This window comes from Streptomyces sp. NPDC059897, assembly GCF_042730865.1.
GTDB lineage: Bacteria > Actinomycetota > Actinomycetes > Streptomycetales > Streptomycetaceae > Streptomyces.
Genome location: NZ_JBHWKQ010000003.1, coordinates 105,365 through 126,548, shown reverse-complemented (window position 1 = coordinate 126,548; position 21,184 = coordinate 105,365). Strand labels below are relative to the sequence as shown.

Annotated in this window: 22 protein-coding genes; 9 read left to right on the top strand and 13 right to left on the bottom strand. The window is 72.2% G+C overall.

Going from position 1 to position 21,184, the window contains the following annotated elements; all coding sequences use genetic code 11:
• Positions 1-92: 92 nt before the first annotated feature.
• Positions 93-296, top strand: coding sequence for a cold-shock protein (locus ACFV9W_RS05045; protein ID WP_003998944.1), 204 nt, complete (start codon positions 93-95; stop codon positions 294-296).
• Positions 297-415: 119 nt separating this feature from the next.
• Here the strand turns inward: ACFV9W_RS05045 and ACFV9W_RS05040 are convergent, their stop codons facing one another.
• From ACFV9W_RS05040 to ACFV9W_RS05015, 6 genes are read right to left on the bottom strand one after another with little or no spacing between them, the layout of a single operon-like run.
• Positions 416-1,231 carry an ABC transporter ATP-binding protein gene (locus tag ACFV9W_RS05040; protein WP_385755720.1) on the bottom strand — a complete coding sequence of 272 codons (816 nt, stop codon included), beginning with the start codon at positions 1,229-1,231 and terminating at the stop codon, positions 416-418.
• Positions 1,228-2,244 (bottom strand): ABC transporter ATP-binding protein, encoded by a 1,017-nt coding sequence (locus ACFV9W_RS05035; RefSeq protein WP_385755718.1) that lies wholly within the window; start codon positions 2,242-2,244, stop codon positions 1,228-1,230. Before ACFV9W_RS05035 ends, ACFV9W_RS05040 begins: the two co-directional genes overlap by 4 nt.
• Positions 2,244-3,086: an ABC transporter permease gene (locus tag ACFV9W_RS05030; RefSeq protein WP_385755717.1), complete on the bottom strand. Its 843-nt coding sequence runs from the start codon at positions 3,084-3,086 to the stop codon at positions 2,244-2,246. Before ACFV9W_RS05030 ends, ACFV9W_RS05035 begins: the two co-directional genes overlap by 1 nt.
• Positions 3,083-4,051 (bottom strand): ABC transporter permease, encoded by a 969-nt coding sequence (locus tag ACFV9W_RS05025; RefSeq protein WP_385755715.1) that lies wholly within the window; start codon positions 4,049-4,051, stop codon positions 3,083-3,085. Before ACFV9W_RS05025 ends, ACFV9W_RS05030 begins: the two co-directional genes overlap by 4 nt.
• Positions 4,048-5,721, bottom strand: a complete 1,674-nt coding sequence (locus ACFV9W_RS05020; RefSeq protein ID WP_385755713.1) for an ABC transporter substrate-binding protein — start codon at positions 5,719-5,721, stop codon at positions 4,048-4,050. Before ACFV9W_RS05020 ends, ACFV9W_RS05025 begins: the two co-directional genes overlap by 4 nt.
• Positions 5,722-5,729: 8 nt before the next feature.
• A complete protein-coding gene (locus ACFV9W_RS05015; RefSeq protein ID WP_385755711.1) occupies positions 5,730-6,896 on the bottom strand; it encodes a C45 family autoproteolytic acyltransferase/hydolase in 1,167 nt (388 codons plus the stop codon).
• 147 nt (positions 6,897-7,043) lie between these two features.
• On the opposite strand from ACFV9W_RS05015, the gene ACFV9W_RS05010 reads away from it, so the two are divergent.
• Entirely contained in the window at positions 7,044-7,922 is an 879-nt protein-coding gene (locus tag ACFV9W_RS05010; RefSeq protein WP_385755709.1) for a MurR/RpiR family transcriptional regulator, read from the top strand.
• A gap of 20 nt (positions 7,923-7,942) precedes the next feature.
• Here ACFV9W_RS05010 and ACFV9W_RS05005 read toward each other — a convergent pair whose 3' ends face one another.
• Entirely contained in the window at positions 7,943-8,524 is a 582-nt protein-coding gene (locus tag ACFV9W_RS05005) for a helix-turn-helix domain-containing protein (protein WP_385755707.1), read from the bottom strand.
• Positions 8,525-8,658: 134 nt separating this feature from the next.
• Between ACFV9W_RS05005 and ACFV9W_RS05000 the strand changes: the two genes are divergently transcribed.
• Entirely contained in the window at positions 8,659-9,372 is a 714-nt protein-coding gene (locus ACFV9W_RS05000) for an AzlC family ABC transporter permease (RefSeq protein ID WP_385755705.1), read from the top strand.
• A complete protein-coding gene (locus ACFV9W_RS04995) occupies positions 9,369-9,683 on the top strand; it encodes an AzlD domain-containing protein (RefSeq protein ID WP_385755703.1) in 315 nt (104 codons plus the stop codon). The genes ACFV9W_RS05000 and ACFV9W_RS04995 overlap by 4 nt, the downstream gene beginning before the upstream one ends.
• Positions 9,684-9,688: 5 nt before the next feature.
• Here the strand turns inward: ACFV9W_RS04995 and ACFV9W_RS04990 are convergent, their stop codons facing one another.
• Positions 9,689-10,180, bottom strand: a complete 492-nt coding sequence (locus ACFV9W_RS04990) for a DUF2000 family protein (protein ID WP_385755702.1) — start codon at positions 10,178-10,180, stop codon at positions 9,689-9,691.
• Here ACFV9W_RS04990 and ACFV9W_RS04985 point away from each other — a divergent pair.
• The gene (locus tag ACFV9W_RS04985; protein ID WP_385755701.1) at positions 10,179-11,030 is read left to right on the top strand and encodes a helix-turn-helix domain-containing protein; all 852 of its coding nucleotides are present in this window, start codon (positions 10,179-10,181) and stop codon (positions 11,028-11,030) included. The two genes, ACFV9W_RS04990 and ACFV9W_RS04985, sit on opposite strands and share 2 nt — an antisense overlap.
• Positions 11,031-11,061: 31 nt before the next feature.
• Here ACFV9W_RS04985 and ACFV9W_RS04980 read toward each other — a convergent pair whose 3' ends face one another.
• Positions 11,062-12,516 (bottom strand): MFS transporter, encoded by a 1,455-nt coding sequence (locus tag ACFV9W_RS04980; protein WP_385755700.1) that lies wholly within the window; start codon positions 12,514-12,516, stop codon positions 11,062-11,064.
• Positions 12,517-12,756: 240 nt separating this feature from the next.
• Between ACFV9W_RS04980 and ACFV9W_RS04975 the strand changes: the two genes are divergently transcribed.
• The gene (locus tag ACFV9W_RS04975; protein ID WP_385755698.1) at positions 12,757-13,596 is read left to right on the top strand and encodes a helix-turn-helix domain-containing protein; all 840 of its coding nucleotides are present in this window, start codon (positions 12,757-12,759) and stop codon (positions 13,594-13,596) included.
• A 93-nt stretch (positions 13,597-13,689) separates the two neighbouring features.
• Here ACFV9W_RS04975 and ACFV9W_RS04970 read toward each other — a convergent pair whose 3' ends face one another.
• Positions 13,690-15,006, bottom strand: coding sequence for an acetyl-CoA C-acetyltransferase (locus tag ACFV9W_RS04970; protein ID WP_385755696.1), 1,317 nt, complete (start codon positions 15,004-15,006; stop codon positions 13,690-13,692).
• A gap of 88 nt (positions 15,007-15,094) precedes the next feature.
• Here ACFV9W_RS04970 and ACFV9W_RS04965 point away from each other — a divergent pair, with 88 nt between their 5' ends.
• Positions 15,095-16,432 (top strand): 3-oxoacyl-ACP reductase, encoded by a 1,338-nt coding sequence (locus ACFV9W_RS04965; RefSeq protein ID WP_385755695.1) that lies wholly within the window; start codon positions 15,095-15,097, stop codon positions 16,430-16,432.
• Positions 16,433-16,636: 204 nt separating this feature from the next.
• The gene (locus tag ACFV9W_RS04960; protein WP_385755693.1) at positions 16,637-17,494 is read left to right on the top strand and encodes a MaoC family dehydratase; all 858 of its coding nucleotides are present in this window, start codon (positions 16,637-16,639) and stop codon (positions 17,492-17,494) included.
• Positions 17,495-17,500: 6 nt separating this feature from the next.
• Here the strand turns inward: ACFV9W_RS04960 and ACFV9W_RS04955 are convergent, their stop codons facing one another.
• The gene (locus tag ACFV9W_RS04955) at positions 17,501-18,115 is read right to left on the bottom strand and encodes a TetR/AcrR family transcriptional regulator (protein ID WP_385755691.1); all 615 of its coding nucleotides are present in this window, start codon (positions 18,113-18,115) and stop codon (positions 17,501-17,503) included.
• Positions 18,116-18,293: 178 nt separating this feature from the next.
• The gene (locus tag ACFV9W_RS04950) at positions 18,294-18,689 is read right to left on the bottom strand and encodes a hypothetical protein (RefSeq protein ID WP_385755689.1); all 396 of its coding nucleotides are present in this window, start codon (positions 18,687-18,689) and stop codon (positions 18,294-18,296) included.
• A 503-nt stretch (positions 18,690-19,192) separates the two neighbouring features.
• Between ACFV9W_RS04950 and ACFV9W_RS04945 the strand changes: the two genes are divergently transcribed.
• Positions 19,193-19,600 carry a hypothetical protein gene (locus ACFV9W_RS04945; protein ID WP_385755688.1) on the top strand — a complete coding sequence of 136 codons (408 nt, stop codon included), beginning with the start codon at positions 19,193-19,195 and terminating at the stop codon, positions 19,598-19,600.
• Between the two features lie 84 nt (positions 19,601-19,684).
• On the opposite strand, the gene ACFV9W_RS04940 is transcribed toward ACFV9W_RS04945, so the two are convergent.
• Positions 19,685-21,004, bottom strand: a complete 1,320-nt coding sequence (locus tag ACFV9W_RS04940) for a dicarboxylate/amino acid:cation symporter (RefSeq protein WP_385755686.1) — start codon at positions 21,002-21,004, stop codon at positions 19,685-19,687.
• Positions 21,005-21,184 lie beyond the last annotated feature (180 nt).

Below are 21,184 nucleotides of genomic sequence, written 5' to 3'. Positions count from 1 at the left end.
CGGGCTCTCGTCGTTTTCAGACTTTTGCAGTTGTTCGCAAGCGCATTTGCAGGTTCTGGAGCAGGGCAACCCTTTGGCCCATGGGAGGGCTTATGGCTACCGGAACCGTGAAGTGGTTCAACGCTGAAAAGGGCTTTGGCTTCATCGCCCAGGAAGGCGGCGGCCCGGACGTTTTCGTCCACTACTCCGCGATCAACGCAAGCGGCTTCCGCTCCCTCGAGGAGAACCAGGCCGTGTCCTTCGACGTCACGCAGGGCCCGAAGGGCCCGCAGGCGGAGAACGTCACCCCCGTCTGATCCCTTCGTGATCACACGGTGGTTGCCGTGATCTGATCCGGAACCTAGTGCAGTACCCAAGGAGCCCCGCGCCTTATGGCAGCGGGGCTCCTGCCTTTTGCCCTTTTCTACGTGAGTTTCTACGTGAGTGCGGCGCGGGCCGCGACGGCGTCCGCCGGGTCCCAGCCCCGGCCCGGCACCGAGGCGAGCAGCAGCTTTGTGTACGGGTCGGTGGGCTCGCCCAGGACGCGGTGCGTGGGCCCCTGCTCGACCACCCTGCCCCGCCGCATCACCAGCACCTCGTCCGTGACGTGCTGGACGACCGCGAGGTCGTGGCTGACGAAGACCAGGGCCACCGCGGTGTCCCGGCGGATCTCGTCGAGGAGCCGCAGGATCTGCGCCTGGATGGACACGTCGAGCGCGGCGACGGCCTCGTCGAGGACCAGGATGCGGGGGTCGACGGCCAGCGCGCGGGCGATGGCCAGGCGTTGGCGCTGGCCGCCGGAGAGGTGGCGGGGCAGGGCCGTGGCCTCGCGTGCGCCGAGGCCCACCTGGTCGAGGAGCGCGGACGCGGTGGATTCCTCGCGGCCGTGCAGCCGCAGGGCGGAGCGCAGGCACTGTTCGGCGGTGAGGCGGGGGTCCAGGGAGACGTACGGGTCCTGGAACACCATCTGGATCTGGCGGGCCCTGGCCAGGCGGGGTGCCTTGCCGCGCGGGGGTTTCGGGGGCCGCGGGGTGCCGTCGACCTTGATCGTGCCGTGGTCGGGGCGGACGAGGCCCACCAGCATGCGGGCGACGGTGGTCTTGCCTGAGCCGGATTCGCCGACGATGCCGAGGGCTCCGCCGGGGGTGAGGGTGAAGGTGATGGCGTCCGCGGCGGTGTGGCTGCCGCCACCGGGGACCGGGTAGGTCTTGCGGAGGTCGGTGACCTCCAGGAGTGGTGGTTGCGTGGTCACTTGGGGCTTGCCCCCTCTTTCTCGTTGCGCGGCACCGGGGGCCGCCTTGCCCACCCTGCCGCCCAAGGCGGCAGATTGCCCAAGGCGGTGCGGCGGCACTCCACCGTTGCGCCCTCCGATACGTAGGCCTTTGGTTGCCAGGTGTGGCACTCCTCGTCCGCGTACCCGCACCTGGCCGCGAACGGGCAGCCCTCGAAGGTGTCCGAGAGGGACGGGGGTTTGCCGGGGATGGGTTCCAGGGTGCTGGACTCGCCCAGGGTCGGGGAGCAGGTGAGGAGGCCGCGGGTGTACGGGTGGGCCGGGGTGGTGAACAGGGCGTCCGCCGTGCGGTGTTCGACGACGCGGCCCGCGTACATGACGTGGACGCGGTCGCAGTAGGCCGCCGCCAGGTGCAGGTCGTGCGTGATGAAGAGGAGGCCGGCGCCGCGGGACGCGCGGGCCTCGCGGAGTTGCGTGAGGATCTCCGCCTGGGTCGTCACGTCGAGCGCGCTGGTCGCCTCGTCGGCGAGGAGGAGCCGGGGGCGGGCCGCCAGGGCTCCCGCGATGACGACGCGTTGGAGCATGCCGCCGGAGAGTTCGTGCGGGCGCTGGCGCAGGTGGCGGGCGGGGTCGGGCAGGCCGACCGCGGCGAGCAGGTCGAGCGCCTCGTCCTTCGTCGCGCCGCGTTCGGTGAGGAAGTCGCCGATGCGGCGGACGGGGTTGAGGGCGGCGCGCGGGTCCTGGTGGATCATCGCGACCGTGTCCGACCTGTGCTTTCGCAATTCCTCCCCGCGCAGGGACAGGACGTCCGCGCCGTCGACCCGGACCGTTCCCGTGGTCGTGGCCCCGTCCGGCAGCAGGCCGAGCGCCGCCTTCGCCGTCGTGGACTTGCCCGATCCCGACTCCCCCACGAGACCGACGACCTCGCCCTCGGCGACGTTCAGGGAGACAGAGTCCAGGAGGGGGCGGGCGGCGCCGGGGACGGTGACCGTGAGGTCCTCGATCGAGAGCAGCGTCTTCGTGGTCGTGGTCATCAGTTCTGCCTTCCGAGGCGGTCGGCGGCCCAGACCCCGACGACGTTGAAGGAGACGACGACCAGGGCGATGGCCGTGCCGGGGACGAGGGCGGGCAGGAGCGCGCCCTGGACGATCGCGGCCTGGCCCTCCTGGACCATCAGGCCCCAGTCGGAGGACGGCGGTTGGGCGCCGAAGCCCAGGTAGGAGAGGGTCGCGAGGGACATCAGGGCCTCGCCGAAGAGGACGACCAGGTAGCCGAGGACGGACCGGCCCAGGTTGGGGACCAGGTGCAGCGCGCAGATCCGGGCGCCGCCCATGCCCTGCACCCGGTACGCGTCGACGTACGGCTTGCGGGCCTCGGACAGGGCGAGGGAGCGGGTGTACTTGGCGATGGTCGGGGTGAAGGCGAGGCCGAGGGCGAGGATCGCCGTCGTCATGCCCGCGCCGAACACGGCGATGATCAGGACCGTGAACAGCAGCCCCGGGAACGCGTACATCACGTCCGTGAGCCGTGAGACCAGCGTGTCCACCCAGCCGCCGCGCCACGCCGCGAGCACCCCGAGCGTCACCCCGAGCGCCGCCGCGACCGCGAGCAGCGCGACCGGTGCGACGAGGCTGGACCGCGCCCCGTAGAGCACGCGGGACAGCAGGTCCTGGCCGGAGGAGTCGGTGCCGAGGAGGTGCTCGGCGCCGGTGCCGACGAGGGAGGCGGAGAGGTCGATGGCGTCGGGTGCGTAGGGCGCGAGCAGGGGTGCGGCGAGGGCCGCCACCACGACGAGTGCGAGCACCGCCGCGGCGAGGGTGACGCCGAGGGGGCGCCGGGTGGTCCTGACCGGGGTCAGGGTGAGGGCCGCCGTCATGCGTGGGCCTCCTTCACTCTCGGGTCGAGGAGGGGGTGGGCCAGGTCGACGAGCGTCGTCACGACCACGTATCCCGTGACCATCAGCAGCAGGACGGCCTGGGCGACCGGGAAGTCGTGGGTGTTGATGGCGTTGACGAGCAGGGAGCCGATGCCGCTGATGCCGAACGCCGTCTCGACGACGACCGTGCCGGCGAGCATGCCCGCCATGACGAGGCCGCACATGGTGACGATGGGGCCGAGCGCGTTGCGCAGGACGTGCCGGCGGACGATGTCGCGTTCCGGGACGCCGGAGGCGCGGGCCGCCTCGACGTGGTCGGACGCGGCGGCGTCCGCCATGGCCTGCCGGGTGACGCGGCTGATGATGGCGAGCGCGCCGAGGGCGAGGGAGACGGCGGGCAGGGTGAGGTGGTGCAGGGTGCCGGCGAAGCCGTCGCCCGACCCGGTCACCGGGAACCAGCCGAGTTGCACGCCGAACAGCGAGACCAGCGCGATGGCGGCCACGAACGAGGGGACGGACGCGGCGAGGGTCGTGCCGCCGACCACCGCCGAGTCGACCCAGGTGGAGCGCCGTACGGCCGCGAGGATTCCGGCGCCGACGCCGAGGATCACGTACAGCACGGTGGCGTACGCGACGAGTTCGAGGGTGGTGGCGAGGCGGGAGGAGATGAGGTCGGCGACCTGGTCGCCGTACTTGAAGGAGCGGCCGAGGTCGAGGTGGAGGGTGTCCCACAGCCAGCGGCCGTACTGGACGACGAGCGGTTCGTCGAGGTGGTACTGGGCGCGGACCTGGGAGAGCCGTTCGGGGGTCAGCTTGTCGCGGCCGCCCGCGAGGAAGACGGCGGGGTCGCCGGGCGCCGCGTACACGGCGGCGAAGATGACGAACGAGGCGGCGACGAGGGTCGCGACCAGGCCGGCGAGGCGGCGCGAGAGGTGGGCCACCGCGCGCAGGGGCAGGGTCTTCACTGGTGCCCCTTTCGCGCGCCGAGGCCCGCGGCCCACGGGTAGTAGAGGTAGGACTGCGAGGCCGTCGGCCCTGTCAGCTTCTTGTTCAGGACGAGGATCGTGGGGACCTGGGCCACGGGGATCCACACGGCGTTCTCGACGAAGGTGCGCTGGACGGTGGTGGCGAGCTTCGCGCGGGCCGCGTCGTCGAGGGTGCCGAGGGCCTGCTTCACCTGCCGGTCGTACGTGGCGTCCTTGAAGCCGACCCAGTTGTTCGGGGAGTCGGAGAGGCCGTTGTCGTAGAAGCCCATGGGGTCGGCCTTGGAGATGTACCAGTCGCCCACAAGTACGTCGATGTCGGCGCGGGCCGTCGGGTCGCTGTAGAACTCCTCGAACTGGGCGGTCGGCACGGTCTTGATCTCCGCGCGGATGCCGACGCGCTGCAGGGCGGCGCGGGTGGCGTTGGCTATGACGGTGCGGCCCTGGCTGGCGTCGGTGCCGATGACGACGGGGTCTGTGGGGGCGCCTGCCTCCTTGACGAGCTTCTTGGCGCGGGCGATGTCGGAGGCGCTGGGCGAGGCGGGGGCGAGCGGGTCCAACTTCTGCTGTGCGGCGGCGAATGCGGCCTTCTCGTAGCCCCAGGCGCCCGAGCCGACCGGCGACGCCCACGGCTGCACGAGGCCGCCGTAGCCGGAGTCGGCGATGCCCGTGCGGTCGAGGGAGAGCGAGAGCGCGCGGCGGATCCTCGGGTCGGTGAGGCCGCCGCGGTCGGTGGGGATGAGGGCGAGGGATGCGGTGGAGGGGCCGTAGTACTGCGCGAGGTCCTTGTCCGCGCGCAGCGCCGCCGCCGTGTTCGGGGACTCGGCGTACGCGCCGTCGGCCGCGCCCGTCTTGAGGGCGTTGACCAGGGCACTGTCGGAGGCCCAGCGGAAGACGACCTCGCGGGTGAGGGGCTTCTTGCCCCAGTAGTCGTCGTAGGCGCGGAGGGTGATCGAGTCGCCGGACTTCCAGCGGGCGAGTTCGTACGGTCCCGAGCAGGCGTCCGGCTGTCCCGGTGTGCCGAACTCCTTTCCGGACTCGGTGACTTGCTTCCGGTTCCAGACGATGCCCGCGTCACCGGCCATCGCCTTGAGGAACATGGCGTCGGGTTCCTTGAAGGTGACGGTGACGCGGTGCGGCGCCGTCTTCTTCATCGAGGTGACGTTCTCGAACTCGTCGGACTGCTCCATGTCCTTGGAGGCGTGCCGCTTCAGCGACCACAGCACGTCGTCGGCGGTCAGCTTCGTGCCGTCGTGGAACGTGACGCCTTCGCGGACGGTGAAGGTCAGCTTCCGGCCGCCGTCGGAGGTCTCGGACTCCTCGGCGAGCTGCGGCTTCGTTGTCATGTCCGGCTGGAGCTGGTAGAGCCGCTCGCAGACGTTGGTGAGGACGACGCGGCCCGCGCTGCCGCCCTGCGCGTCCAGGTCGAGGGAGTCCGGCTCGTCCTCCAGGAGCCAGTTCGCCTTCTTCACCGGGCCTTTGGCGGCAGGGGTCGTGGCGTCCAGCTTCAGGTCGGCGGCCGGGGTGCCGCCGCCCTCGCCCTCGGGGCGGTCGGCGCCCGCGCAGGCGGTGGTGACGAGGAGGGTGGCCGTGGCGAGCAGGGCCGCGGCCGGCACTCTTCGGGACGTGGTCGTCGCCACGGGCAGTCTCATCGGGCGTCTCATCGGGCGTCTCCGTACGGGCCGTCGTAGAGGTTCCAGGGCAGGTGCTGGTAGTCGCGGTCGCAGGGGGTGCCCGCGGTGACGTGGTAGTCGCCGCTGGTCAGGTCGACGCAGGACGAGACGAGCGTCATCCAGTGCTTGACCTCCGGCTTGCGGGCGTCGGGGTGGGTGCACAGGGACTCGGGCAGGCCCAGGTGGTCCGACATCGCCTCCTTGATCAGCTTGCGGGACTCGTCGGGGCCGCCGGAGCCCCGCAGCGCGGCGAGGCCCTGTTCGGCGCGCGGGACGCGGACCAGGGAGTCGGAGGACATCGGCCGGTAGTCGGCGGCGAGGGCCGCGGGGACGCCCGCCTGGTAGTGGTTGCCGTGCACGAGCAGGCCGTTGGTCGGATACATCCAGCCGATGCCCGCGGGTGTCGTCTCCAGGTCGACGGCGAAGCCCTCGCGGCAGGTCAGCAGGGCGTTGCTGGCGATGTGGGCGCGGGTGCGGCACAGCACCTCGAGGGCGTCGGTGACGGTGTGCGTGTCGAGGACGCTGCGGCGCACGACCGTCTGCGGGAGGCCGATCGCGTCGTTGAAGCGGCCGCCGAGGCCGTTGGCGTTGAGGGCGATTCCGGCGGAGTTGGCGCCCTGGCGGCCGATCTGGCCCGCCTCCACCTGCATGATCACGGTGGGCTTGGGCGGCTGGCTGATCCGGATCATGACGACGGTGTCGGCGACGCCCGCCCGCCAGTCCCAGTTCTGTCCCGCCCAGACGTGGCCGTCGCCGCTGGCCTCGCCGAAGGCGGCGAAGGAGGTGCAGCCCTCGGCGGGTTCCTCCTCGCGCTCGGCCGCCATGTCCTTGAACGAGCGGTCGTAGATGACCTCGCCGCGGGCGTTGAGCGCGAGGACGTCGAGCACGTCGACACCCGCGCCGTCGGCGATCCCCCGCATCTCGTCGAGGAGTTCGGGGGCGTAGGCGCGCACCGGCTCCAGCCAGCGGGCGGCACGGGCGGTGACCCGGTCCCAGGTGAGACCGGCCGACTGACCGAAGGCCTGCTCGTAGTAGCCGATGGCGGCGTGCAGTTGGGGCCGGACGGCCTCGCCGTACTGGCGGCCGCGGTCCAGGGGGGCGCCGCTGATGTCGATGACCGGGAGGGTGCGGGGTGCGGTGGTGCGGGGTGCCATGGTTCTCCTCGCCACGGAGAGGGTGCGTGCGGGCCCGGAGGGGTCCGCCTCCCGCAACCGTGCTGTAACGTCGATTACGAGATGCTCTCCACTTGGAATGCGTTGCCCAGGAGAGTAACGGCCATCACACGAGAGTCAATAGCTGTAATGGAAATTACCGATGGGGTCGGCAGGCTGCGCGGCGCCGTGCGCGAGCACTGGGACGAGCTGTCCGCGTCCGAGCGGGCCGTGGCCCAGTACCTGGTGAGCGCGCCCGCCGAGTCCCTCCTGTTCGCCTCCGCGCAGGAGTTGGGGACGGCGAGCGGCACCAGCAACGCGAGCGTGGTGCGGACCCTGCAGCGGCTCGGCTACGCGGGGCTGCCCGCGCTCAAGCGGGAGCTGGCCTCGGACCTCACGTCCGCGGTGGCTCCCGAGGTGCGGCTCAAGCAGCGCATCGACCATGTCGGCCGCGACCTGGACGCGATCTGGGGCGAGGTGTTCGACGAGGCGGCGGAGCGCATCGAGCACGCGCGGCGACTGACGCCCGGCGAGGCGCTGCGGGCGGCGGTGGGCTGCCTGGCGGAGGCCGGCGAGATCCACTGCTACGGGGTCGCCGCCTCCGAACTCGCCGCGCGGCACCTGACGTTGGCGCTCGGCCGGATCGGACGCCGGGCCCAGTACGTCGGCGCCACGGGCTTCGCTCTCGCGGACCATCTGCTGCGACTGCGCCAGGGCGACGCGGTCGTCATCTTCCAACCGGGCCGCGATCTCCCCGAGTTGACGGTGCTCATCGACCGGGCGCGGGCGGTGGGCGCACGGGTCGTCCTCGTCACGGACGAGCTGGCCGAGCGGTACGGGGAGCGGGTCGACGCGGTGCTCACCGCCCCGCACACCCCCACGGGGATCACCGCGGAGGCCCTGACGGGGCTCGTGGTGGCGGACGCCCTGCTGCTGGCGATGACGACGCTGGACGAAGGGCTCGCCGTGGAGACGTCGCACCAGCTCACGGTGTTGCGGGAGCAGTTGCTCGACCACCGCAAGAAGTAGACCCCCGCCCGGCCGACCGCCTACGTGTGCTGCATCACCAGCACGCAGGTCGTCCCCGGCTCCAGCGCCCGGCACGTGTGGGGCGCGTCGCCGGGGTACGAGAGGTAGTCGCCCGGCGCGAGCTCGACGGGCTCCTCCGTCGGGCCCGCGAGGACCCGCCCCGTCGCGACGATCAAGTGCTCCGTGGTGCCGGTCATGTGCGCGTCCGAGTCACGCGGGCTGCCCGGTTCGACCTGGAGGAAGTAGAGGTCGCGGCGGGCGCCGGGCGGGCTCGCGGAGAGCAGCGCCGCGCTGTAACTGGCCACTTCCGAGGGGACGGCCGGGCCCTGGCCCGCGCGGATGACGTGGACGGCGGCGCGCGGCGGGTCGAGGAGGACGCTCGGCGGGACGTCCAGGGCGACGCTCAGCGCCCACATCGTCTCCAGTCCCGGCTTGCCGTGCGCGGCCTCCAGCTGGGACAGCGTGGACTTCGCGATGCCGGCCCGCTTGGCCAGTTCGGAGAGGGACAGCCCGGCGCGGGTGCGCTCGCGGCGCAGGGCGGCCGCGATGCGGTCCAGCGGGAGACGGGTGGGCGCTGCGCCCCCATCGGCCGGCTCGGTCATGCGTGCGCTCCCGTCGTTGCCCGGCGTCCGTGTGGTTCGGACCGTCGTTCACTGTGTCGTTCGCCGTGTCGTTCGCTGCGACGAGCCTATCGTTCGGCTTGACGAACACCCAGCGGTACGCGCATGCTCCTGCCATGCGTTCGCCTGACCGAACACTCAGCCCGCCATACCGAACACTCCCGGGTCGAATACCCGCTGTGGACCCCAGACTGCTCCGCGACTGCGCCCTCGTCTGGCTCGCCGACGGGGTCGTCGGCCTCTCCTTCGGCGCCGTCTCGGTCGCGAGCGGGCTGCCGATGTGGGTGCCCGTCGCGATGTCGCTGCTCGTGTTCGCGGGGTCCGCGCAGTTCAGCGCCGTGGGGGTGTTCGCCGCCGGGGGCGGCCCCTTCGCCGCGGCCGCCACCGGGCTGCTGCTCAACACCCGCACCGCCGCCTTCAGCCTGGCCGTGTCCGACGCGCTCGGCACGTCCTGGCCCGCGCGGCTCGTCGGCGCGCACCTGGTCACCGACGAGACGGCCGCATTCGTGATGGCGGAGAAGGACCCGGCCCGCCGCCGCACCGCCTTCTGGGTCTCGGGCGTCGGCCTCTTCGTCGCGTGGAACGTGAGCGTCCTCGCCGGGGCGCTCGCCGGAACCGCCCTCGGGGACACCGACCGGTTCGGGCTCGACGCGGCGTTCCCCGCGGTGCTGCTCGCCCTGGTGCTGCCCGCGCTGCGGGACGGCCACGGGGCGCGGCGGGCCGCGGCGGCGGGCGCCGTGATCGCGGTCGCCGCCACGCCGTTCCTGCCCGCGGGCGTGCCCGTACTGCTCGCGCTCGCCGGGCTGCTGCTCTCCCGGAGGCCCGCGTGAACGCCCAGTTGATCGCCGTCCTCGCACTCGCCGCGGGCACCTACGTCTTCCGGCTGGCCGGGCCGCTGCTGCACGGCCGGGTCCAACTCCCCGTACGCGTCCAGGAACTGCTCACCGACGGCGCGACCGTGCTGCTCGTCGCGCTCCTCGCCACCGGCGCCCTCATGGCGGGCCAGGAGTTCGCCGGCTGGGCGCGACCCGCCGGGGTGCTGGCGGGCGGGGTCCTGGCGTGGCGCCGGGCACCGTTCGCGGTGGTGGTCGTGGGGGCGGCGGCGGTCACCGGAGTGCTGCGGCTCGCGGGGGTTCCGTAGGCGGCTCACCGGTGCATGCGCGCACCCTTCAGCACCTTGTCCACCGCGTTCCTCGGCCCGTGCACCGCGAGGCCCACCAGGTCGAGTTCGGTGGTGGACACGGCTCGTACGGCTGCCCTGTTGTCGGTGTCGTTGCCGGTGGCGAAGAGGTCGGACGTGAAGAGGGCGCGGGGCACGGCGCGCCGCAGGGCGCGTTCGTGGGCGGTCTTCAGGAGGGCCTTGTCGCCCTCGAAGACCAGGACCGGCTGACGGAACATCGGCAGGTACGGGGTGCCGTCCGCGTCCTCGTAGGGCTCGCCGATCACCTCGGGCAGCTGGGTGCCGAGGCCGCTGACCAGGAAGGCCGTCACGTTCAGGCGCTGCCAGGTCTCCAGGTCGTCCCGGAGCAGGACGGCGATCTTGGTGTCGAAGCGGACGGGGGCCGGGGCGGGGGTCTCGGTGCTCATGCCTTGAGACTGCCGTCCGCCCGCGCGCCCGGTCTTGTACGTTTTTTGCATGCCCAGCGGCAGGGACAGTGAACGGATCACCGCGTGGAAGCCCCGCGTACCGGGGATCGCGGAGGTCTTCCACGCCCACTTCACCCGGCACGCCTACCCGATGCACGTCCACGACACCTGGACGCTGCTCATCGTCGACGAGGGCGCGGTCCGCTACGACCTGGAACGGCACGAGCACGGGACGCCGCTCGGCACCGTCTCGCTGCTGCCGCCGCACGTTCCGCACAACGGGCAGGCCGCGACGCCGGAGGGGTTCCGCAAGCGGGTGCTGTACCTGGACGCCGCCGGTGACGGGCCGCTCGGCCCCTCCTTCATCGGGGCCGCCGCGGACAGCCCGGACCTGGTGGATCCGCTGCTGCGGCGGCGGATCGGGCAACTGCACGGCGCGCTCGCGCAGCCCGGCGACGAGCTGGAGGCCGAGGCCCGGCTCGCGTTCGTCGGGGAGCGGCTCCGCGAGCGGCTGCGGCCGGCTCTCGCCGAATCCCCGGAGCGGCACAAGCCCGTGCCCGACCGGCGGGTCGCCGCCTCGCTGCGGGAGCTGCTGGACGCGCGGGTCACCGAGGGGGTCGACCTGAAGGAGGCCTCGGGGCTCGTGCACGCGCATCCGGCGCATCTGGTGCGGTCGTTCGGTGCCGCGTACGGGATCGCTCCTCATCAGTACCTGATGTCGCGGCGGGTGGACCGGGCGCGGGGGCTGCTGTTGGGCGGGCAGGCGCCCGTGGAGGTCGCGGAGGCGTGCGGGTTCTACGATCAGGCGCATTTGTCGCGGTGCTTCAAGCGGGTGGTGGGGGTTCCGCCGGGGCGCTATGCGCGCGGCGGGCGGCGTGATGTTGCGGTGGGGCGGGGTTGACGTCTCGGGGCTCCGCCCCGGACCCCGCTGCTCAATCGCCGCAGGGGCTCTCATTGGTCGCCTTGCGCGGCAACGTTGCCGCGCTCAGCACCGCCGTCGCCAGCAATAGTGTTCCTGCCGCCACCAGGCTGATCCGCATCCCGGCCAGGGAGAACGTTCCCTCGCCCTGGCCCGCCAGCAAGGTGCCGAAGAGGGCCACCGCTAGGGCGCCGCCCGTCTGGCGCAGGGCGTTGAGGAGGCCGGAGGCCGTGCCCACGCGCGGGCCCGGGACCGCGTCCATCAGCATCGCCGTGACCGCGGGGATCGCGAACGCGCCGCCGAGGCCCGTCGGGACGAGGAGGAGCAGGAGCAGCCAGGCCGGGGTGTGCGCCGTCAGCGGAAGGAGCGCGAACATCGCGAGGGCCAGGACCAGTTGGCCGATGACGACGACCGGGCGGCGGCCGAAGCGTTCGGCGACGCGTGGCGAGATCAGGTTCGTGCCGGTGATCAGTACGGCCAGCGGCACGAAGACCAGGCCCGCCGCCGTCGCGGACATGCCGCGCAGTTGCTGGAGGTACAGGCCGAGCAGGAACACCACACCGTAGAAGCCGACGTTGATGGCGAAGCCGACCGCGAGGGACACCGAGACCGTGCGGTCGCGCAGCATGGGCAGCGGGACCATCGGGGCGCGGTGGCGCTTCTCCGTGACGTAAAAGGTGATCGCGGAGACGACCGCGACCGCCAGCGCCGCGAGGCCCGCGCCGCCGCCCTCGATGACCGCGAAGGTCAGGCCCGCGAGGGTGAGGACCGCGGTGATCTGGCCGGGGACGTCGAGCGGTGCCGGGCGGCGCGGCGAGGGGGCGACCTTCGTCAGGAGGGCCAGGATCGCCGCGCCGACGGGCAGGTTGAGGAAGAACACCGCGCGCCAGCCCACGTGTTCGGTGAGTACGCCGCCGAGCACCGGGCCCGCCGCCATCGACACCGAACCGCCGACCGTCCACAGCGCGACGGCCCGCGCCCGCTGCCGCGCGTCGTCGTACGCCTCCCGGATCAGCGCGAGCGACGCGGGCATCAGCACGGCGGCCGCCCCGCCCTGGACGACGCGGGCCGCGATCAGCGCGCCGAGTCCGGGGGCCAGGGCGCAGGCCAGCGAGGCGACGGTGAACAGGGCGGTGCCGATGACGTACGCGCGGCGGGCGCCCGTCCGGTCGGAGAGCGCCCCCGCCGACAGCATCAGCCCCGCGAACATCAGCGTGTACGCGTCCGCCACCCATTGCAGCCCGGTCATGCCGCCGTGCAGATCGTCCCGGATGCCGGGCAGCGCGATGTTCACTGCCGACACGTCGATGGTGATCACGGCGAAGCCGAGCAGCGCGGCGATCAGGGCGGGCGTCCGGCCGCCGCGGCCGGGTGCGGCCGCCTCGGTGTCGAGTGCGGGTCGCGTACGAGTACGGGTACTGGTAGGGGTACCGGCACTCGTACGGGTTCTGGCTGCGGCGGTGGTCACGCTGTCCTCCTGGGGCGTTGTGCGAAGTGCGGGTGGGCGGCAGGCACGGGCCGCGGCCCTGTGACATGCACTCCCTGGGCCCGGGCCCCTCGAAGAAGGGCCTTGCCTGCCGGCCACCCGCAGCGAGGACAACTCTGCGGCGGCGCGGCGGAAGGTGGCAGGCCGCGCTCCACCGGGGTGCCGCGTTCCTGGCCCTGACGCGACCCCCCACCGGCCTCGACGACCGTGGACAATGCACGTATGGCTGAGACCACGGAACTGGGCCGCTACCTGCGGGCCCGCAGGGGGCAGGTGACACCTGCCGACGCGGGCCTGCCCGCGGGCACGGGCCTGCGGCGCACACCCGGACTCCGGCGCGAGGAACTCGCGACGCTCGCCGGGGTGAGCGTCGACTACTACACGCGCCTGGAGCGGGGCCGCGAGACCAACCCGTCCCCCGCCGTGATCGACGCCATCGCCCGCGCGCTGCGGCTGCGCGGCGACGCCCACGAACGCCTCCACGACCTGGCCGAAATGGCCTCGGGCCGGCACACCGAGCCGCGCCCCACCACCGACGACACGGTCCGCGAATCGGTCCTGCGGATGCTGGAGGCGCTGCGGCCGCTGCCCGCGTACGTGGTCAGCCGCTTCAACTACGTGCTCGCGGCGAACCCGGCGGGCCGCCGCCTGCTGCCCGGCCTGTGGGACCTGCCCGCCGAGCAGCGCAACATCACCCGCTACCTCTTCCTGCACCCGGTCGGGCGGGCCCTGTACGTGCCGTGGGAGGAGACGGTGACCGCGTCGGTCGCCCACCTGCGGGCCATCGGCGGGACGGAGGCGGACGACCCGCGGATGGCGGCGCTCGTCGGTGAACTCCTGTTGAAGTCACCGGACTTCGCGCGGATCTGGGACCGGTACGAGGTGCATGAGCGCAGCGGCGGCACGAAGTCGTTCGACCATCCGAAGGTGGGGTCGATGACGCTCACCTTCGAGGTGATGCAGCTGGCGCGGACGGGTGGGCAGCGGATGGTCGTCTACCAGGCCCCTGCGGGGTCACCGGACGAGGAGGCGGTGTTGAAGTTGGATCCTGCGGCGCCCTGACGGGGTTGACGCCTCGGGGCTCTGCCCCGGACCCCGCTGCTCAATCGCCGCAGGGGCTTGATTCTGCCCACCCGCCGGCGGGGCTTGAACAGCTCAGGCCCGCTCCAGGATCGCCGTGACCCCCTGCCCGCCCGCCGCGCAGATGGAGATCAGGCCGCGGCCCGAACCGCCCCGCTCGGCCAGCAACTTGGCCAGCGTCGCGACGATCCTCGCCCCCGTCGCCGCGAACGGGTGCCCGGTCGCGAGGGACGACCCCGCCACGTTCAACCGGTCCCGGTCGACCGGCGCGAGCCCCGCCTTCTCCCACGCCGCGAGCGTGGCGAGGACCTGCGAGGCGAACGCCTCGTGCACCTCGAACAGGTCGAAGTCCTCGACCCCGAGCCCGGCCCGCTCCAGCATCCGCGGCACGGCGTACGCGGGCGCCATCAGCAGCCCGTCGCCACCGTCAGCGCCCGTGACGTCACCGTCGACGAAGTCCACCGCCGCCGTCTCGTACGCGGTCAGATACGCCAGCGGTTCGAGACCGCGGGCCTGCGCCCACTCCTCGCTCGCGAGCAGCACCACCGCCGCGCCGTCCGTGAGCGGCGTCGAATTGCCCGCCGTCATCGTCGGATTGGCGTCCTTCGTGCCGAACACCGGCTTCAGGGTGGCCAGTTTCTCGACCGTCGAGCCCGGCCGCAGGTTCTGGTCGCGCTCAAGTCCCCGGTAGGGCACGACGAGTTCGTCCAGAAGGCCGCGTTCGTACGCCGCGGCCAGCCGCTGATGGCTGGTGGCGGCCAGTTCGTCCTGCGCCTCGCGGGCGATGCCCCACGCGCGCGCGGTGACGGCGGCGTGCTCGCCCATGGACAGGCGGGTGCGCGGTTCGGCGTTGCGGGGGATGTCGGGGACGAGGTGGCCGGGCCTGATCCGGGCGAGCGCCTTCATGCGCGCACCCGCCGACTTGGCTCGGCGTGCGGCCAGGAGGATCTTGCGCAATTCGTCGTTGACGCCGAGCGGGGCGTCGCTCGCGGTGTCGGAGCCGCCCGCGATCGCGCTCTCCGTCTGACCGAGCGCGATCTTGTTGGCGGCGGCGATGACGGCCTGGAGGCCGGTGCCGCACGCCTGCTGGATGTCGTACGCGGGGGTGCGCGCGTTCAGCATCGAACCGAGCACGGTCTCGCGCGCGAGGTTGAAGTCGCGGCTGTGCTTGAGCACGGCGCCCGCCACGAACTCGCCGACGGCGCCCGGCTCGTGGAGCTTCGCCCGGCCGACGAGACCGTCGAGCGCGGCGGTCAGCATGTCCTGGTTGGACGCGGTCGCGTACGGGCCGTCGGAGCGCGCGAACGGGATGCGGCTGCCGGCGACGACGGCGACACGACGCGGGGTGTTTCCTAGAGCGGGGGCGGCAGGGCCCTTCGGGGTTCGCGCCATGTTCGGCAGCTCCTGAGCTCTCGACAAGTACTGACCATTGAGTAACCTTACTCTCTAGTAAATTTACGACCGAGCTGGGAGCAGGACAATGGCCGACCGCTACCTGAACTTCACCGGCACGGCCCCGGGCCGGTTCCTGACCCGCCGCCTCGGCCTGCCGCAGCCCGCACCACTGCACCGCTTCAGCCCCGAACACCCGCGCCTCGAAGGCCAGTTGCTGCACCTCACGGCGGGCGAGCCCGACGCCGCGCACCGCGAGGAACTCGCGAAGCTGCTCACCGGCACCGGCCTCGACGTCGCGTCCTCCGCTTCGTCCGCCGGGCGGCCCGTCGCCGCCGTCGTGGACGCCACCGCCGTGACCGGCCTCGACTCCCTCGCCGAGGTGCACGCCGCGCTGCACCCGGTCGTCCGCTCCCTCGCACCCGGCGGCCGCGTCGTCGTCCTCGGCGCGCAGCCGTCGCCCGACGACCACCACCAGGCGGCCGTGCAGCAGGGCCTCGAAGGCTTCGTGCGCTCGCTCGGCAAGGAGATCGGCCGCGGCCGCACCGTGAACCTGGTGCGCGTCGCGGGCCCGGTGGCCGGCGCCGAGTCGACGCTGCGTTTCCTGCTGTCGCCGAAGTCGGCGTACGTGAGCGGGCAGGTCATCCAAGTGGGCGTCGCGGGGGCCGAGTCGACGCTCCCCGAGAACTGGGACCGGCCGCTCGCCGGGCGCACCGCGCTCGTCACCGGCGCCGCCCGCGGCATCGGCGAGGCCGTCGCCGAGACCCTCGTACGGGACGGGGCCGAGGTCGTCCTGCTCGACGTGCCGTCCGCCGGGGCCGACCTCGCGAAGGTGGCGGAGCGGCTCGGCGGGCGCGCGCTGCCGCTGGACATCACGGCCGACGACGCGGGCGAGCGGATCGCCGAGTTCGTGCCCGACGGCCTCGACACACTCGTGCACAACGCGGGCATCACCCGCGACCGGCGCCTGGCCAACATGCCCGCCGAGCGGTGGAGTTCGGTCCTGGAGGTCAACCTCGCGAGCGTGCTGCGGACGACGGACTCGCTGCTCAAGGCGGGGGCCGTGCGGCGCGGCGGCTCGATCGTCGCCACCGCCTCCATCGCCGGCATCGCGGGAAACACCGGGCAGACCAACTACGCGGCCAGCAAGGCGGGCATCGTCGGCCTCGTACGGTCCCTGGCGCCGCGCGCCGCCGCGGAGCACGGGGTCACGGTGAACGCGGTGGCCCCCGGGTTCATCGAGACCAGGATGACGGCGGCCGTCCCCCTCTTCATCCGGGAGGCCGGGCGGCGCATGAACTCCCTCGGTCAGGGCGGACTTCCGGTGGACGTGGCGGAGACGACGTCGTGGTTCGCGTCCCCGGCGTCGGGGGCGGTGAACGGGCAGGTGGTGCGGGTGTGCGGACAGTCCCTCCTCGGCGCGTAAGCCCTCCGGGCGGGACGGGACGGGCGGGCGGGCCGACCGTTGCGCCCGACCGTCCCCCGGCCTCGGGGCTCCGCCCCGGACCCCGCGCCTCAATCGCCGGCGGGGCTTGAACTGCCCACCCGCCCCCGACGCCGGAGGGCTTGAATTGCCCACCCGCCGCTCGGGCTTGATTTGCTCGACCGTCGCCTCGCTAGGACGTTTCTCATGACCCACACCGTCGCCCTCGACGCCGCCCCCTCCCTGCTCCCCCTCATGCTCCGCGGCGCCGCCCTCTCACCGCTCAAGCGGCCACGCCAGGACGCTCCCCTGCCCGACACCCGGCTCACCGTCCCCGGTCTCCGGATCACGCAGCACCACCTCACCGCGTACGAACGCGCCTGCGGATTCGCCACCGAGCGGCCCGAGGTACCCGTCACCTACCCGCACGTCCTCGGATTCCCGCTCGCGATGCGGCTGATGTCGGAGCGCGCGTTCCCGCTGCCGCTGCCCGGCCTCGTCCACACGTCGATCGCCATCACGCAGCAGCGCGACCTGACACCGACCGAAACGTTCGAACTGGGCGTCCGTGTACGGGAGTTGCAGCCGCACCGCCGTGGCACGGAGGCCGTCGTCGTCACCGAGCTGCACACCGAAGGGGAACCGGTGTGGCAGTCGACCAGTACGTATCTCGCACGGCACAAGACATCGGCGCCCGCCGCCGAGGAGCCGCGAGAGGCCACCCCCGCCGAACCGCTCCCCGAACTCGCCCGCTGGTGCCTCGGCGACGACCTCGGCCGCCGCTACGCCGCCGCGTCCGGCGACCGCAACCCCATCCACCTGCACCCGCTCACGGCCCGCCTCTTCGGCTTCCCGCGCGCCATCGCGCACGGCATGTGGACGGTGGCCCGCTGCCTGGCGGAGCACAAGGCGCACGGGCCCGTCCACGTACAGGCCCGTTTCAAGGCGCCGGTGCTGCTGCCGGGCGAGGTGGCGTACGCGGCGCAGGGCCCGGCCTTCGAGCTGCGGGCCGCCAAGGGCGACCGGGTGCACGTCACCGGCGAGGTACACGGGCTGGCGGACTAGGGGGCCCTAACGCGCCGACCACCGCTCCCCGGCCATCAGGTTGCCGAGCCCCGACCACGCGAAGTTCATCATCGTCGCGGCGGCCTCCTTCGCGGACACCGACGCGTCGCCGTTCGCCCAGCCGGCCAGCGCCTCCGCCGCGCCGACCAGGGCCTGGGCGAGGCCCGCGACCTCGCGCTCGGCCAGCTCCGGGTTGTCGTGCGCCTCGCGCGCCGCCTCCGCGATCAGATGCGTCACGAACGCCACGATCTCCTCGCGCATCGCGACGACCTCCGCCACGAACGGGTCCCCGCCGGAGCGCGCCTGGCTGTGCAGCACCGCCCAGCCGTCGGGCCGCTCGGCGGTGTGCGCGAAGAAGGCGGTCAGGCCCTCCCACAGCTGCCGGTCGGCGGTCGCATCGGTGCGTACGCCCGCCCTGATCGCGTCGACGAGGGCCGCGGACTCCCGCCGGATGCACGCGCTGAACAGGTCTTCCTTCGAGTTCAGATACAGGTACACCAGCGGCTTGGAGACGCCCGCGAGGTCGGCGATCTCGTCCATCGAGGCGGCCCGGTAGCCCCGCTTGCCGAACACCAGCACGGCGGCGTCCAGCATCTGCCGCTCCCGCTCGGCCCTCGGCATCCTCTTCTGCCTCACCACCCCGGACCGCACGCCACCGCCCACCCCAGTCGCCTTTCCTCGCACGTTCTACCCGGTTCAGCGTACGCATCGGGCGCCTCGTCACGGCACGCCGAGGCCCCCACGACGATCCGTACCTGGAGGAACACGGGTCGTCGGCGGGGGCCTCGGCGAACAGCGGTCAGATGATGCGCTCGGGGGCGTCGAACTGGTCGACCGGCGCGTCGTTGCACGCGGCGACCGGGCCGCCGAGCACATTGCCGCCGACGCCCTGGGCGGCGGGGACCGCGCAGCGCAGGTCGGCGTTGACGAGCGGGGCGCCGTACGTGTTGAGGATGCCGCCCGGGTCGCCGCCGATGGCGACGTCGCCGTTCGCGGTGCCGAACTGCGAGACGCCCGTCCCGCTGGTCGTGTCGCCGAAGGCGGCGGCGCGGCCGGCCTCGTTCGCGTCGTGGGCGTTGGTCATCGTCTCGGCCTGCGGGCCGGACTCGGCGGCGGTCGCGGCACCCGCCCCACCGACGGTGGCGGCGACGGCGGCCGAGGCGAGAGCGGCACCGGACAGAACCTTGCGGATCATGATCACTCCAAGCTGTGGGGGTGGACAGCAGGAGCTTGCACGTTCCGGTGGCCGCGGCACACGAATTACAGGCGGTAGATCCCATCAATCCAACCAAACAGATCAATGATTTTCGACCGGAAAGCACAGAAACGTTTCTTCTTTGAAGAAAAAAAGGTGTGAGATTCTCGCGACGACCCGCGCAAGGAGTGACGCGCGTCATCGCGAGAACCTCGTCCCGCCGGCGCCGAGCCCGAGAGAAAGGGAAGACTCCGGGCGGCGCGGATGCAGCATGCACTCCTATGACCTGCGAAAACGGCAACGTTCGTTGACGTGTCCCAGTGATCCACTCCATTGGATCAAAAGCACCGCCGCGGCCCGGAATTCGCCCGGCATATCGCCGCCGGGGCTTTATTGATCTATTCGGTTAGTTTGATGTGCCGTTTCACAGGTGGTGTGCCCGGTGTCGGGGCGGCGGCGTGCATGCTCCTGCTGTCCACTCCCCCCGCATGCTTGGAGAATTCATGATTCGCAAGGTTCTGGCCGGCGCCGCTCTCGCGTCGGCCGCCGTCGCCGCCACCGTCGGAGCGTCGGGCGTCGCGTCCGCCACCGGATACGGCGAGGGGTACGGCGACGCGCCGGAGACGGTGTCCGGCGGCTACGACGGGACCGACACCGACGCCGCCACCATGACGGGCGACACCACGAGCGGCACCGGTGTCTCGCAGTTCGCCACCGACAACGGCGACGTGGCGATCGGCGGCGACCCGGGCGGCATCCTCAACTCCTACGGTGCCCCGCTCGTCAGCGCCGACCTGCGCTGCGCGGTTCCGGCCCCGCAGGGCGTCGGCGGCAATGTGCTCGGTGGCCCGGTCGCCGCGTGCGACGACGCCCCGGTCGACCAGTTCGACGCGGCCGAGCGCATCCTCTGACCCCTCCGCGGCCGCGGACACACGGAAAGGCCCGCCCCGGGTTTCCGGGAGCGGGCCTTCGCGTGGGGACGGGCCTGGGGGACGTCAGGCGGCGGCCGGCACGGCCACCTCCTGCGGCTCGTCCACCGGGGAGGACGTCGCGCTGTTGTAGGCGTCGCGGTCGAGGATCTTCTCGCGGGCGGAGACGAGCACCGGCACGAGCGCCTGACCGGCGACGTTCGTCGCGGTCCGCATCATGTCGAGGATCGGGTCGATCGCGAGGAGCAGACCGACGCCCTCCATCGGCAGGCCGAGGGTCGACAGGGTCAGCGTCAGCATGACCGTGGCGCCCGTCAGACCGGCGGTGGCGGCGGAGCCGATCACCGAGACGAAGGCGATGAGCAGGTAGTCACCGACGTTGAGGTCGATGCCGAAGATCTGCGCGACGAAGATCGCGGCGATCGCCGGGTAGATCGAGGCGCAGCCGTCCATCTTGGTCGTCGAGCCGAACGGCACGGAGAAGGAGGCGTACTCCTTCGGAACGCCGAGGCGCTCGGTGACCCGCTGCGTGAGCGGCATGGTGCCGACGGAGGAGCGGGAGACGAAGGCCAGCTGGATCGCGGGCCAGGCGCCCTTGAAGAACTGCAGCGGGCTCAGCTTGGCGACCGTGGCGAGCAGCAGCGGGTAGACGCCGAAGAGGACCAGGGCGCAACCGATGTAGATGTCGGCGGTGAACGTCGCGTACTTGCTGATGAGGTTCCAGCCGTACGTGGCGATGGCGTTGCCGATGAGGCCGATGGTGCCGATCGGGGCGAGCTTGATGACCCACCACAGGGCCTTCTGGAGCAGTTCGAGGACCGACTCGGAGAGGGTGAGGATCGGCTGGGCCTTCTCGCCGACCTTCAGGATGGCGATGCCGGCGACGGCGGCCATGAAGACGATCTGCAGCACGTTCAGCTCGGTGAACGGCGTGATGATGTCCGTCGGGATGATGCCGGTGAGGAAGTCGATCCAGGACCCGGCCTCCTCCGGCTTCGCGCCGTCCTTCGGCGTCAGGCCCGTACCGGCGCCCGGGTTGGTCAGCAGGCCGATGGCGAGGCCGATGACGACCGCGATCAGCGACGTGACCATGAACCAGATCAGCGTGCGCGAGGCGAGCCGGGCGGCGTTGTTGACCTTACGAAGGTTGGTGATCGACACCAGGATCGCGAAGAAGACGAGCGGGGCGACGGCCAGCTTCAGGAGCTGGATGAAGGTGTCGCCGACCTTCGCCAGGGTGGTGACCAGCCAGGATATGTCCTGGCTGCGGGCCAGCCAGCCGAGCAGCACACCCAGGACGAGACCGCCGAGGATCTGCGCCCAGAACGGGATCTTGGGTATGCGGAAGCCGGACTTCTGTTCGGCTGCGGGGGTGTTCGCGGACACGGAGGCACTCCAGTGATGACGCGCGGGGTTGCGGGCAACGTGCGGGAGCGGCGACCGCTGGATCCTCGGATCCGGTCAACGACGCCGCTGCATACTTCGGAATTTCGCGATCAGACGCGACACGCCGCGGACATGCAGCGGCAGAGATCGACATGCAGGCGCTCCACGAGCGGGACGCCC